Here is a 14,075-nt window from a genome sequence, read left to right on the forward strand (position 1 = left end):
CACGATAAATGAGAGGTAAACCATGCAATCTAGAACACAATCTAAAAAACAAAACCAGCCAAACAATGAGCAAAATAATCAGAAGGAAAATGTATCCCTGAAACTATCGAAGCATATTAAAGTAAATATTGATAATCTGAAAAATGTATTGGGTGAGCCAGATGATCTCATCATCCGCGAATTTATTGCTGCAGGGAAGGCATGTGCTGTAGCTTATATCGACGGAATAGTAGATAGTCCCTTTTTACATAAATTTATTATGGAAGATTTACAAACCGTAATCGATCGTAAAAAAGGACTGCCAGAAGAAAGTGCTGCACTGCTTAACATGATCGAAAAGGATGTTATTACCGCAACAGAGATTGAAAGGGGAAAAACAATAGACGATGTTTCCGAGCAAATATTAAGCGGGCAAACGATTGTTTATTTAGATGGCGTTCCCGAAGTGTTGATGATTAATACGATTGGCGGGGAGTATCGGTCGATTGAAGAGCCAGTGACTGAAGGAGTCATTCGTGGTCCAAGAGAGGGATTTGTTGAAAACATCCAAACTAATACGGCTCTTATCAGGCGTCGTATTAAAGACCCTAATTTGCGTTTAAAGACACAGAAAATTGGAAAGCGCGCAAATAAGAGTCTTGTTGTTGCTTATATAGATGGTGTTGTTCATCCTAAGATTTTAGAAGAGATAAATAATCGGTTGCATTCAATTAATTTGGATGACGCACCTGGCTCGGGAATGATTGAACAATGGATTGAGGATAGCTTTTTATCTCCATTTCCACAGGTCTCCAATACAGAGCGTCCAGATAAGGTTGAAAATGCTCTTATGCAAGGAAAAGTCGCAATTATTCTGGATGGAACTCCCTTTGTGCTTCTTGTTCCAGTTGTATTAGGCAATACATTGCAATCAACAGAAGACTATAATGAGCGCTGGCTGATTTCTAGTTTACTTCGATTATTGCGCTATCTTGCAGCATTTATGGCTATTTTTCTGCCAGGTTTATATGTTGCGCTTACTACCTATCATACTGGCCTCATCCCCTCGGACCTTGCATTCTCTATTGCGGCTTCCAGAGAAGGGGTTCCATTTCCCGCTACGATTGAGGCTGTTTTAATGGTTACTACGATGGAATTATTACGAGAGGCAGGAGCAAGGTTACCGAAGCCGATTGGTCAAACTGTTGGTATTGTTGGTGGTCTCGTTATTGGAGACGCAGCAGTTTCTGCCGGAATTGTAAGTCCAATCATGGTTATTGTGGTTGCCTTAAATGCGATTTCTTCGTTTGCAATCCCGGAGTATAGTACAGCAATCTCTTATCGTATTTTAATGTATGTCTTTCTGCTTGCCTCTTCATTTCTTGGTCTTTATGGAATTATTCTTGTTTATATTATGATGAATATCCATGTTGTCAATTTAAAAAGCTTTGGAATTCCTTATTCTACACCATTTTCACCAGGTTTTCTGCATGATTGGAGCGATCTTATATTACGCTTGCCAGCCCAGGTTTTAAAAAGAAAAAGACCCCAATACTTGCAGCCAGTTGATGATAAGTCGTCTGATCAAGGAGGCAAAGAGCAATGAAGCCGTTTGAATACAGCGATGAAGATATTAGTTTAATGCAATATTTAATCGCTATTCCTTCGATAAGTATTGGGATTGTCATCTTAATATTCCAAACAGAACTTGCTAGAATAACGGTCGCGTTAGATGGATTGCTTTTAATTTTTATTGGTGGTCTGGCTGCCGTATTTTTCATTTGGCTGATTGCTAAATTTGCAGCCGGTTTTGAGAAACGAACATTTTTTGATTTTGCTTCATCTATTCTTACCAAACCTGCTGCAATAGTCATTTGCTTTGTTTTTTCACTTCTTTACATCGGCATAGCAGCGTTTGAAATTCGCAAATTAACCGATATTACAAGACATTATTTATTGGACGAGACCCCAGTAGAGGCACTATCATTATCTTTTTTATTTATTGTAATCTATGCGGTTGCTGGATCAAGGGCAGGATTATTTCGGTTAAATATGTTGTTTCTGCCATTTGTATTAGTTGTATCACTCGTTGTGGCACTTTTCAATATCCCGCTGATTGAAATGAATAATATCCAGCCAATATTAAAGACGAGCGCCGAAAGCTATGTGAAAGGGATTTCTATGATGTTTGCCCTATTTATTTCTGGGGCAATAAGTATTGTTTTATTTTATACCTCTTTGGTGAGGACAAAAGAAAAGACTCCTAGGATGGCGGCCCTTGGCACTACAGTTCCAGTGATTTTATTTATGATGTTTTATTTTGTTGCAATAGGTGTGTTTGGAAATACAGTGACAGCTAATTTACTTTCTCCGAGTATCGAACTGGGGAAGGCTGTACATATTCCAGGTGGGGTATTAGAGCGATTTGAATCGATATTTTTAATTATTTGGATGATGGCTATATTTAATATAACAACCATGGTTTTTGATTTAGCTGTTTTGACCTTGAATTATATCTTTAAGAACACGAAGAAAATAAAGCTTATATTTATCTTGACGCCAATCATATTTTTTATAAGCATGGTCCCGGAAAATATATTGGAAAGTACAGAGATGGGGAAGTATGGCATCTATGGTCTATTTATTTTCTCTATAGGGGTTACTTTCGTATTATTTATAGTTGCTAAACTAAGAGGAGCGATGGGCAAATGAATATAAGGATTATTGTTTGTATTGCATTGCTGTCAGTCGCCCTTTCCGGCTGCTGGGGCCAGCGTGATATTGAAAGTCAAGGATTTGTAATTGGAACAGGGATTGACCTTGAGGAAGAAGAATTATCGGAAGAGCCTCAATTCAGGATGACAAATCAGACCGTTGTTCCGCCAATGTTAGGTACGCCTGGTGGTCAAGGTACTACTGAGAACAGTGGTACAAAGAATATAACTGCATCTGGAAATAGTCTGGCAATTGCATCTGCAAATATTGATGCTGTATCAGCGAGAGTACCGTTTTATGAACATTTAAAACTTATCGTGATATCCAAGGATCTCGTCTCTGCACCCGATCTTTTCCCTAGTGTGATGGACTTTTTCTTAAGGCAAGCAGAAATGCGCCGCGAAATAAAGTTAGTAATCGCTGATGGGAAGGCAGACTCTATTATGGAAATAGAGCCAAAAGGTGAACTGCTTCCAATTATTTATATCCAATCCAGCTTTGAAAATATGGACCAGACGCTGCAAATCTTAAATGCTCCAAGAATAGGGGATATCAATGAACTTCTATTGAATAACTATAGCTATGCTATCCCAATGATAAAACCTGCTGAAGATCATGGGAAAATCGAAGGGGCTGCAGTATTCCGCGGAGATACGGACATGATGATTGGAAGGCTGGATAAGGAAGAAGTAAAAGGGTTGAATCTGATTAAAGGTGAGTCTGAAGGCGGAGTCATTGATTTTCTTTATAATGAGAAGGTAATGGATTTGCGAATTTCGGATTTAGATAGTGATTTACATATAAATGTGAATGATCCGGAAAACATTAAAATTTCCATTAACATTGATGTACAGGGATCTGTTAATGAAATGTCTGGTGGTCAAACATTGAGAGGCGAACAATACCTAGATGAAATCGGGAAGCAGGTAACGAAGCGGATTGAAGAACTCGCGATGAGTGTTATTGACAAAGGACAAAAGAATTTAAAAGTTGATTTCTTTGGTTTCATAGAACATATCCACGCAAAGCACTATAATGAATGGAAAAAAATAAAAGACAACTGGGACCTTGGTGATAACCTTTTTGCTGGCAGTACAATTGATGTTTCAGTAAAGACAAAAGTAGAAGCGATAGGGGCAATGGATAAAACAAAAAGATAACAGAAAAGAGTGATTAACGATGTGGAACATGATTAGCGAACGAATCCCTGATATGAGAGTTCTCATGTATACAGCAGCTGCCTTTATTATCCCCTACTGCATGTACAAACTAAATTTAAAAATACATCGCATTGGAGACCCGCCGTGGAAAAAGGAAGAGTAAAATAGCTTTTACATGTGGCTATATAGCCGTTTAATAAAAAATGAGTTGCCTCAGAAAGGCGATTATAAAAGGCTGAATGGTGCTATGATTATTGCTCCATTCAGTCTTTTTTTGAATGGGGCTCGCTCCTTGCGAGACAGTTATGCAGTATATGTGCAAAGGAGAACTCTTTGTTTTAGTATTAGAAAATTATGATATTATTGAGGGAGAGTAAAGTGAATGTATCGCGTCAGTAATAATATCTAGATGCGTATGAGATTTAGCTGATTGTAATATATTCCAGGACGAGTTAGCGCAAGTCTAAAAAGGTGGAGGATATTTTGTATTTAAGAAGTTTAAAAATAATGAATGAAGAAATTCGAGTCCAGAATAAGTATCCCTTTAGTATTCCAAGTTTAAGAGGTACAGATTCTATAGAATTTAAAAATGCGGTGACCTTTTTTGTTGGTGAAAATGGTTCAGGAAAATCAACCTTACTTGAAGCCATCTCTTACCAATGTGGTTTTAATAATGCTGGTGGCGGGAGGAATGATAATTATTCAGTGGATGCATCGATGTCTGACTTAGGTGACCATATACGTCTTTCCTGGTTCCCAAAGATAAATAGAGGTTTCTTTTTAAGGGCAGAGAGCTTTTACCATTTCGCTACTTATTTAGATGAATTGGCTATGGAAGATCCATCTTTTAGCTATGGAGGATATGGAGGGAAATCCTTGCACCATCAGTCACATGGTGAGTCCTTCCTGTCCTTGTTTACGAACCGTTTTGGAGAAAAGGGAATCTATATTTTAGATGAACCCGAGGCAGCTTTATCTCCTGCTCGTCAATTAGCATTCCTCAAAGTCATGAATGATTTAGCAAGCAAGGGAGAGGCACAATTTATTATTGCCACCCATTCACCAATTCTTCTTGGTTATCCGGAGGCACAAATATTAAGTTTTGATGGTCCCTCCATTCAGGAAATAACATATGAGGACACGGAACATTATAATTTAACATTAAATTTCCTGACAGGACGGGAAAGGTTTCTATATGAGTTGTTCCGCGAAGATGAAGAAGATGACATAGACAGTTGAACAGCCAGATTTATTTCGATGGAAAAATAAAATGGTGGCTTAGCTGAAAGGTAAGAGTTAGGGTTTATTGAAGGAATGCGGCAGTATAGTGAAAGAACAGATAGATGTTATATTTAGATAGTGAATGAGAAATCAAATAATTAGATTGTATGGAGAGAGGTAAGTACCCCAGTTGGGATGGAGCGAATTCCGAATCTGTTGAGTTAGCTAAAAAATTGGGTTATGTATTTAAAGAATCATATGATACGTATTTTATTAATAATATGAAGTAGATTTTATGTTTGTAGGGAAATAGCCTGGATTCTTATTGGAGTGAAAGTATGATTAAAATAATTGTTTTGCTTCTCTTTATATACATAATGTATGCAGTGCTGATAAAGGAAAAAAAGGCAGCGAAATTTATCATTATCGTTTATTTTATTTTACTGTCCATCGTATTTATGTCAGGGATTACAAGAATCTCATTTAAGTATCATTTATATCACGGTCCTGTTCTGGAAGGCGGTTTTCAAAGATTAGGTGAATGGGTTGGTGTGTTTTCATTTCTATATATTATACCTGCGTTTTTAATAGTTGCCTATGTGCTAGTTAGATTTACCAGAGAAAAGTTTAGGGGGATTTGGGTAAGAATTAGTGTGTGTACCATTATGTTAGCTGTACTATTAGCAATATCTTATGTTTCGTTCTTTATTTTCACACTAATCTTTTATGGATTTGCTCCTTGATCAACAAGAGAATAATAAATTACTGGGGGAATAAAAGAGTGAAAAAAACAATTAGACTTTTCATCTTTTCGTTTTTGATTGTGTTTTTCTTGAATGGTTGCAATTCAATTAATGCGCATCAAAATATATTTGAGTCTAAAGGTTCGTACATCGGAGATAACAGTGCGGTAGGAAGTATTGTTAAACAATTAGCTAATGGAGAATATCTGAAGAGTTTTGAACTCAACACCGGAGAAGAACCTTATGGAATAACTTTAACATATGAAGGAATAGAGGCAGAAGAATTAGAAAGGCAATATAAAGAAACAGCAATTTTTAATGCTGCATTTATATTTGCTTTAATTCAGAATGCCGAATGGGTTACATTTAAGTTTGAAAATCAGGAATACCAATTTACGAAAGAAAACCTAGAAAGTTGGTTTGGGGCAAATTTAAGTAATTATTCGAGTGAGGAAGACTTAAGAAAATTAATACAAAATCATCTGGAAGACGATAATAAAGTAGAAGACTTATTGAAGTAACTGGGCGAAATAATGATTTGGGAATTAAATGGAGGTGGGGGATATTATATGGTTTGGTTAAAGTTTCTATTACTTGCATTGACCTGGCTTGTACTTATAACAGCAGTAAAGACTATTTTAAGGAAAACATTTAAGATTGAGAAGAAACAAAAGCCTTTGTTTTCTTATAATCACATTAATAACATGCATAGAAACATAGATTGGATAATAAGGATTACTTCTACGATTGCACTTATCTTTGTACTTTATCTAATAGTCTACCAAAATTATTCAAATCATGCTTTTTTAATTACTATCCTTTTATTTGCTGTTCTTGAATATCTAATGACTGCTTTTTTTGAATGGAAATATTCGCAGCATCCAAAACAATCCATCCTGACAATTAGTGACATGGTTATTACAATCATAATTATCTTAACACTTATTCAATTAGACATATTTAATTTAGCTTTAAAGCTATGAGCTAATAGGAAGTATTACTGCTTATTTTATCTCTTTTAATTTTAAAAATTGTAGTTGGAGTGATTTTAGTGAAAAGACCAATTGGCGTACAAATAGAAGGTTGTATTTATACCAACAATGGTGAAGATTTGAAGCATGATGCGTTTTTAGATGCTTATATTGAATTTATTGAAAGCAATGGCTGGAATTTCGGTGGAGGCAGTTGCCAAATTGATCAAGAAGGCAAAAGATTAGTTGAAAATGAATCGTAAACCCCGACTTTGGAGGAACAATTATCCATAAGCGATGTCCCAATTGATAGTTGCTTGGATGACAGCGTTTGAACAGCAATTTATAAGTGAAAGATTATTGAGAAAATTTAATTCGAATGCTATACTCAAAAAATAAGGAGGCGAATGAAATGATTTGTTATCAAGTGTGAAGAGGCTAATTGAATGTGTTATTTAAAAAGCATTAATCGTTTTTATAAAACACATTCAGGAGGAACGGAAAATGAATAAACAATTGAGTTGGAATAATTTAATCGAAAAACAACAGGAACTCCAATTTTCTGGGAGCATCCATCTGCGTAAGAAGGGTAAGACGATATTATCGGATAGCTATGGCTATGCGAACCATTCGGAAAAAATTGAAAATCAAACGAACACGCGGTTTTCGATTGCTTCCGGCAGCAAGATTTTTACAGCTATTGCGATATGCAAGTTGGTGGAGGAAGAGAAAATCACATTTGATACTAAAATCGTTGATTGCTTGAATATTAAATTTCCTTATTTTGACGAAAACATCACCATTCATCATTTACTGACACATACATCAGGTGTTCCGGATTATTTCGACGAAGAAGAAATGGATGATTTTGAGATGCTTTGGGAACGCTTGCCAATGTATCGGGTTCGCTCTGCAAAGGACTTTTTGCCACTTTTTCAGTATGAAAAAATGCAAGCAGAAGCTGGCGGTTCGTTCAAATACAATAATACGGGTTATATTATTTTAGGACTTATTGTTGAATCTATTAGTGGTATGGACTTTGCTTCGTATATCGAGAAAAATATATTTCAACCAGCTGGCATGTCTGAATCTGGTTATTTCTCAATGGATGAATTGCCTGGAAATGCTGCAATCGGGTATATAGAAAAGCCCGATGGAACGTGGAAGTCAAATGTTTTCTCGTTGCCGGCAAAAGGCGGGCCGGATGGTGGTGCATATGTAACTGCACCGGATATCGGGATGTTTTGGGATGCGTTAATGAATAACAGACTATTGTCAGAAAAAATGGCGCAGAGCTTGTTGACACCTCGAGAGAAGGTCGCAGATGATATCTTTTATGGTTATGGTGGATATATGGAGTTAAACGAACAGGGTGTCGTAAAATATATTCAAATGGGTTATGATCCAGGTGTGAATTACCGTTCTGTATTTTATCCGGATTTGGATCTTATCATCGTTGTTTGTTCAAATAAATCAGAAAGTGCTTATGAGATGCTGATTGAAATAGAAAGTTTAATAGTGAATAAGTAAGTGTAAATAGGGGCTGACTTCGATTAGCCCTTATTTTATAATGGAGTCGTTAAAGTTAAATTATTATTTGCAGAGGTCATCAGATAAAGCATTTCTCCAAATAACTTTTGAAACTGGAAGGACGCTATCTTATGCGGTTTTTGTCAGAGGAAACGATATTAACGATAAAGCTATTTTACTAACGGTAACCATGCAATGTCTTTTCTTACACTTTAATACGAAGAGAATTGGAGTTTAAAAAACAAAATGATGTGTTTTTATAAAACAGATAGTGTGTGTAAATAGATAATGCAAAATTAACTACTTTTAATTAGGAGTAACCTACAGATGAAAACAAGATTTCTTTTAAGAAAACTTGCTGCAACCTTTGTTACCACGATGTTTCTTTCGATGCTGTTTGCTTTTCTCTATTTTAGTAATGAAAATGAAATTATATACAATCGGGGGAATAATTTCATTGGGTGGTTCGTTGTTTATGCCATTTATATTGGTTTAATAATCCTGATTTATGGAAACATAGTATCAATTATAATAGAATATTTTCAAAGAAGATGGTTCCAGCAATATGATTGGCTTTATGTGTTAATTCTTGGTTTATTCGGACTAGCTAATGGCATATTATTTCAAGCTGCAATCGCCGCTTTATATGGAATGGCAGCTGCAATACTATATGGAATTGTAGATAAGTGGCTATATAAAAGGAGTATAAAGAATAAAAGCATAAAACCTTTTTTTATTATACCAATAGCTTCAATTTTGCTATGTTGGGGTTATTTACAATTAACATCTCCACCTTTGCCGCGATTTACAATAGAAGATGCTGTCGATTATGCAACTTCTGGTGAAGGATCCATAATAGATGAATTTCCTAATAATATTGGAAAATGGGAAGGTGCTATCGGGGATTATCAGGTAATTAGAGAAACGAGTGCAGAAGAAATCGGAAAAGAAATTTATATCGTTACCTTTACGGAAAACTGGAAAAAAGAGAATGAAAAGGGAACTTGTACATTGGCTTATAAAGTCGATAGACAAGGTTTAACGCTTTATTATAATAAACAAGGAAATATTCCACCTTATGATTGGGTAGATTGATGGAATTCTCCACACTTTATTTAATCAAAGTTCATCTCCCGAATGAGAGAATCAGCTAACATGGATTGCCCTGTAACCGGACAATCCATGTTTATATTATTTATCTAATTCAATCGTCTCATTTACTTCTGCCGATTCGGCATTTTTTCCAGTCATGCGTTTATAGAGAAAGGCAATTTTTTTTGTGAAATTACCTGTTTCCCAATATTCTGCTGCTTCCGCTTTTACTTTAATCAAGATAAGATTCGGGTCATCGTAAGAGGTTTGCATAATTTTCTCATATGCTTTACTCCATAATTCCTTTTTCTTCGCTAAATCCTCAACGATTTCTGCTTTCCCGCGAACAGAAACATAGGATTTACCTGCATAAGCAACATTAACATCCTGATCATGTAATATTTCTCTATATTTATCTGTTTCTTTTTTCGTGAAAAACCATAAGTCACCATCAAACTCTACTTCCTGCGTTTTCATTGGGCGCGCAATAAGTCCTTCCTGGGTTAAAGTAGTCAGCATGGCAGTGTCTACGTCTTTAATTAACTCTCTTAAAGTTTCAATTTCTTCTTGTTTTATCATGTTAGACATTTCTATCACCTCAATTATAGTTTATAGAGGTATAATACCCTTTACACCAATTTTTTAATCAATCAGGGCGGATTACACAAAATAAAAGCAAACAACAGTTATTTATCACTAATTTTTAAAATACCATTCTAATATTTCTTTTTTCTTCTTAGTGGGTTTATGCTTGTAGCTAACTAACTTAAGCCCATCTGGCACTTCGCGTATAAATTTAAGTGTATCGGTGCCAATCGTGTTATGTGCACCAACAAATGCATCTAATTGAATCGTGATTTCAAAAGAAAGCCCATTTGTCATTTTTAATTCGACTACTTTTTCATCAAAAGATTGAATGTCCTTTATTTCAGAATGATGCGCAGTAAGAGCCGCCTGAATATCATCCCACATTAAAGAGAGCAATGCACTTTCACAGGCGGTTTGATTTGAAGCACTTGATGGAACAGCAATCATAAAGGTAAGAAATAATGCCGTAAAGAAAACAAATATTTTTTTCATAAAAAAACCTCTTTCAATAAGCTCTATAACGATATATTTACCCACTTAACGGTAAATATGAATACTTAATATGATAAATCTCTCAAATCATAGTCACGCACAAGACTCTCTGATATGCTTGAAAGAAAAAGATTCATCGTCTAATCATCGAAAGGAAGACAAGAAATGAAAATAAATGCACCTAAAATTACTCAAAATCTAATTGAAAGAAACTTTACAGACATTTTATATGAAGAAGATCCGGAATTCGAGATGAGTCTGATTAAAGACGCGGCATTTACCAATGAAACGCTTGAACGAGTGCGATTGTACAATACAGTGATTAAAAACTGCGATTTTATGAACACCGATTTCAGCAGAATTGATCTTACCGATGTGCGCTTTGAGAATTGTAATCTGTCTAATACTATTTTAAGCAACGCTTCGATGCATCGAGTCGAATTTTACAACTGTAAACTCCTTGGGAGCAATTTAACTGAATCGTATATAGGAAATGTTAAATTTGAAAAATCAATTTTAAACTTAACAATGTTTGGGCATTCGAAGTTAGAGAAAGTAATATTTGATGATGTATCCTTAGAAAGTGCAGATTTGTATGACTGCAAACTGAAGAAAGTTGAATTTCTCACTTGTAATCTGAATGATGTCAGCTTTGATGAAACGTCATTAAATGGGATTGATATCAGTTCATCCGAATTTGAATCTCTAATTGTTTCTATTGATAATTTGAAAGGCTGTAAGGTATCGTCCTTTCAGGCAATTCAATTTGCAGCCTTATTAGGATTAGAAATTAAAGATTGATGTTTGAAGCTTGGCAGTTTGACTGAATGAAATTCCACTTTATCAACATAAATTTTTATCGCAGGTTTAGCGGCAGTAAAACCCCGACCTCAAAAGTGAAGAAGAAATGAACATTTTAGGCGGGAGATACACTGCCTCTATTCGCCCGATTGGTTCAACGAACAATCAAATCAGTGGAAGAAATGCAAAAACTTCCACTGATTGAAGTTTCACTTTATATTTACGGTAAAAAACAGGGGATTTTAAATCAATCTAAAATCTCCGTTATCACACCAAATTCCCCAAAGGATGTGATCATATTGGCTGCCATGCCACAACTGATTAAAGAAACAACTCCAACTTCTGCCTACACAAAACATGATCAACTGCACAAAGAACTCATCGGCACATTTTTTCAGGAATTTCTCGATGCATTCTTTCCTGAAGTCCATGACAGCATTGATTTTCACACAATTAAACCGCTATCTGAAGAAGTGTACACAAATATGTTACAAGGGAATACACGCAGAATGGATATTGTCATCGAAACCAAGTTGAAAGGGACAAATGTTGCAATAATTATCCATGTGGAACCACAAAGTTACGAATAAAACGATTTTCATGAGCGAATGTACCATTATTTTAGTATGTTATATAATAAGTACCAGAAACCAATTATACCGATAGCTGTTTTTACTCATAAAGGAGAATGGGAAGAGAACCAGTATACAATGGAGTTTCCTTTCTTTCATGTGCTTACATTCAACTATCTGACATTGCATCTTAAGAAAAGGAACTGGCGTGATTATATTCACTCTGACAATCCGGCTGCTGCAGCGCTAATGAGTGAAATGGGGTATAAGGAAGAAGAAAAAATACAAGTAAAGAAAGAATTTTTGCAAATGATTACAAGAATGGAATTGAATTCAGCGAAGCAGCGTATTGTATATGGATTTTTTGAAGTCTATTTAAAGTTAACCAAACAAGAGGAGGAGCAATTAATGAAAGAGATTGAAGACCTGCCAGAAGCAGAGAGAATTCTTGAGATACCGATCTCTTATGAGGAGAAAGGGAAAGAACTTGGAAAAGAAATAGGAAAAAAAGAAGTCGCAATGGAAATGCTGAAAAAAGGTCTGGATATCAATCTAATAGCTGAGGTCACTCACTTGAAAAGAGAGGAGATTGAGGGATTAAAGGAAAGGTAACTGCAATTAAAAAGCTCCCTGCTGTATTTTAAACAACAGGGAGCAAACTTTAACTCATCGGAAAGAAAATTAATTGTAATAGAAACAGCACAGCAAATACATAAATCAGCCAGTGAACTTCTTTGCCTTTGCCTTTAGCTAGTTTCATTAATGGATAGGTAATGAAACCAACAGCTATCCCAGTGGCAATGCTCGCTGTAAATGGCATAGCCAGCAAGGTAATAAAAGCAGGGAATGCTTCATCAAAGGATCTCCAGTCAACTTTTGCCAATCCTTGCATCATAAACGAACCAACAATAATCAATACAGGTGAAGTGATGGCTGGAACATTTGCCACAGCACTAATAATAGGAGTAAAGAAAATTGATACTGCGAATAAGGCAGCCACGATAAGTGAAGTAAGTCCTGTTCTTCCTCCAGCGGCTACTCCAGCAGTCGACTCGATATAAGCTGTAGAAGGGCTTGTCCCAAACATCGCCCCTGCAGTTGTTGCAGTTGCATCTGCCATTAATGCTTGCTTTGAACGCGGAAGCTTGCCTTTCTTCATAAAGCCGCCTTGTTCAGCAACACCGATAATTGTTCCTGTCGTATCAAAAAGAGTAACAAGTAAAAATGCAATGATTACGGTATAAAGTCCATGAGAAAATACGCCTGCAATATCTAAATCAAAAAATACAGGAGCGGGTGGTGCTGAAACGACTCCCTCAAACTCGAGCTGTCCGGTAAAAGCGGCAATGATACCTGTAATCATCATACCCCAGAATAGCGCACCTCTAATATTTAATACATAAAAGATCAAAGTAAGAAATAATCCAAAAATTGTCAGCATCACCATCGGGTCGGTCAAGTCCCCTAATCCAGTTATGTTCGCCTCATTTGGAACGACAATACCAGCGTTTTGAAGACCTACGAATGCGATAAATAAACCAATCCCGGCGGTAATACCGAATTTTAAGCTGTCCGGTATTTTATTAATCAGGGTTTCACGCAAGTTGGTCAGACTGAGAAGGACAAATAAAATACCTGCGAGAAATACTGCGCCAAAAACAATTTGGTAAGATAACCCCTGTGTTGCAACGACCGTAGCAAAGTATGCATTTAACCCCATTCCTGGAGCAATTGCAATCGGATAATTCGCAAATAATCCCATCATTAACGTACCAATTACAGCAGAAATAATTGTAGCCATAAATACTTGTTCAAACGGCACCCCTGCACCAGATAAAATTGCCGGGTTTACAATGATAATATATGCCATGGTGAGGAACGTTGTTATTCCAGCCGTAAACTCTGTTTGAACCTTTGTGTTATTTTCTTTTAGCTTAAATAGTTTTTCAAACATAATCCACCATTCTTTCTTTCATTTTGACTAACCTTACATATATTATCGATTTTTTGCATGATAATCAACTATTAGGGTGCCCATCTTTGCATAAATAATAAAAATTCCTGTTTCCATCAAGCAGTCATATACAAAAAAATGTATACCTTGCTTGCTATAGTGAAGTTAGAAATAAAAAATCGCTGGCTGTTTTCCAAGCAAAGTCACGATATATTTCGCAAATGATTAAGGGGAAAAATTACACAGCTGCTTCATGG

The 14,075-nt window shown here is 35.9% G+C and carries 16 protein-coding genes and 1 pseudogene; 14 read left to right on the forward strand and 3 right to left on the reverse strand.

Annotated features, from left to right (window positions below; all coding sequences use genetic code 11):
- The first annotated feature begins 22 nt into the window (after window positions 1-22).
- The 11 genes and pseudogenes from NST93_RS00440 (at window position 23) to NST93_RS00490 (ending at window position 9,414) form a co-directional block, all read left to right on the forward strand.
- Window positions 23-1,585 carry a spore germination protein gene (locus NST93_RS00440; protein WP_405100139.1) on the forward strand — a complete coding sequence of 521 codons (1,563 nt, stop codon included), beginning with the start codon at window positions 23-25 and terminating at the stop codon, window positions 1,583-1,585.
- The gene (locus NST93_RS00445; protein ID WP_405100140.1) at window positions 1,582-2,691 is read left to right on the forward strand and encodes an endospore germination permease; all 1,110 of its coding nucleotides are present in this window, start codon (window positions 1,582-1,584) and stop codon (window positions 2,689-2,691) included. The genes NST93_RS00440 and NST93_RS00445 overlap by 4 nt, the downstream gene beginning before the upstream one ends.
- Window positions 2,688-3,854, forward strand: coding sequence for a Ger(x)C family spore germination protein (locus tag NST93_RS00450; RefSeq protein WP_405100141.1), 1,167 nt, complete (start codon window positions 2,688-2,690; stop codon window positions 3,852-3,854). The genes NST93_RS00445 and NST93_RS00450 overlap by 4 nt, the downstream gene beginning before the upstream one ends.
- Before the next feature lie 483 nt (window positions 3,855-4,337).
- Window positions 4,338-5,093: an AAA family ATPase gene (locus NST93_RS00455; protein ID WP_405100143.1), complete on the forward strand. Its 756-nt coding sequence runs from the start codon at window positions 4,338-4,340 to the stop codon at window positions 5,091-5,093.
- 140 nt (window positions 5,094-5,233) lie between these two features.
- Window positions 5,234-5,365: pseudogene (locus NST93_RS00460) on the forward strand (GNAT family N-acetyltransferase); the annotation flags it as partial.
- A gap of 48 nt (window positions 5,366-5,413) precedes the next feature.
- Entirely contained in the window at window positions 5,414-5,818 is a 405-nt protein-coding gene (locus NST93_RS00465) for a hypothetical protein (protein WP_405100145.1), read from the forward strand.
- 38 nt (window positions 5,819-5,856) lie between these two features.
- Window positions 5,857-6,339, forward strand: coding sequence for a DUF4825 domain-containing protein (locus NST93_RS00470; protein WP_405100147.1), 483 nt, complete (start codon window positions 5,857-5,859; stop codon window positions 6,337-6,339).
- Between the two features lie 48 nt (window positions 6,340-6,387).
- Window positions 6,388-6,801 carry a DUF4181 domain-containing protein gene (locus NST93_RS00475; protein ID WP_405100149.1) on the forward strand — a complete coding sequence of 138 codons (414 nt, stop codon included), beginning with the start codon at window positions 6,388-6,390 and terminating at the stop codon, window positions 6,799-6,801.
- 68 nt (window positions 6,802-6,869) lie between these two features.
- Window positions 6,870-7,052, forward strand: coding sequence for a hypothetical protein (locus tag NST93_RS00480; protein ID WP_405100150.1), 183 nt, complete (start codon window positions 6,870-6,872; stop codon window positions 7,050-7,052).
- A 241-nt stretch (window positions 7,053-7,293) separates the two neighbouring features.
- Complete coding sequence (locus NST93_RS00485) at window positions 7,294-8,319, forward strand: serine hydrolase domain-containing protein (protein ID WP_405100152.1); 1,026 nt, start codon at window positions 7,294-7,296, stop codon at window positions 8,317-8,319.
- 327 nt (window positions 8,320-8,646) lie between these two features.
- Window positions 8,647-9,414: a hypothetical protein gene (locus NST93_RS00490; RefSeq protein WP_405100154.1), complete on the forward strand. Its 768-nt coding sequence runs from the start codon at window positions 8,647-8,649 to the stop codon at window positions 9,412-9,414.
- Between the two features lie 96 nt (window positions 9,415-9,510).
- Here the strand turns inward: NST93_RS00490 and NST93_RS00495 are convergent, their stop codons facing one another.
- Both NST93_RS00495 and NST93_RS00500 read right to left on the reverse strand, forming a co-directional pair.
- Entirely contained in the window at window positions 9,511-9,999 is a 489-nt protein-coding gene (locus tag NST93_RS00495) for a pyridoxamine 5'-phosphate oxidase family protein (RefSeq protein WP_405100156.1), read from the reverse strand.
- Window positions 10,000-10,107: 108 nt separating this feature from the next.
- Window positions 10,108-10,491: a DUF3888 domain-containing protein gene (locus NST93_RS00500; RefSeq protein ID WP_405100158.1), complete on the reverse strand. Its 384-nt coding sequence runs from the start codon at window positions 10,489-10,491 to the stop codon at window positions 10,108-10,110.
- A gap of 165 nt (window positions 10,492-10,656) precedes the next feature.
- Between NST93_RS00500 and NST93_RS00505 the strand changes: the two genes are divergently transcribed.
- From NST93_RS00505 to NST93_RS00515, 3 genes are all read left to right on the forward strand, one after another.
- Window positions 10,657-11,292 (forward strand): pentapeptide repeat-containing protein, encoded by a 636-nt coding sequence (locus tag NST93_RS00505; RefSeq protein ID WP_405100159.1) that lies wholly within the window; start codon window positions 10,657-10,659, stop codon window positions 11,290-11,292.
- Window positions 11,293-11,474: 182 nt separating this feature from the next.
- Window positions 11,475-11,882, forward strand: coding sequence for a hypothetical protein (locus NST93_RS00510; protein ID WP_405100161.1), 408 nt, complete (start codon window positions 11,475-11,477; stop codon window positions 11,880-11,882).
- Between the two features lie 18 nt (window positions 11,883-11,900).
- Complete coding sequence (locus NST93_RS00515) at window positions 11,901-12,476, forward strand: hypothetical protein (RefSeq protein WP_405100163.1); 576 nt, start codon at window positions 11,901-11,903, stop codon at window positions 12,474-12,476.
- 49 nt (window positions 12,477-12,525) lie between these two features.
- Here the strand turns inward: NST93_RS00515 and NST93_RS00520 are convergent, their stop codons facing one another.
- Window positions 12,526-13,818 (reverse strand): NCS2 family permease, encoded by a 1,293-nt coding sequence (locus NST93_RS00520; protein WP_405100165.1) that lies wholly within the window; start codon window positions 13,816-13,818, stop codon window positions 12,526-12,528.
- Window positions 13,819-14,075 lie beyond the last annotated feature (257 nt).

The organism is Oceanobacillus sp. FSL H7-0719, from assembly GCF_045040795.1.
Lineage (GTDB): Bacteria > Bacillota > Bacilli > Bacillales > Amphibacillaceae > Oceanobacillus.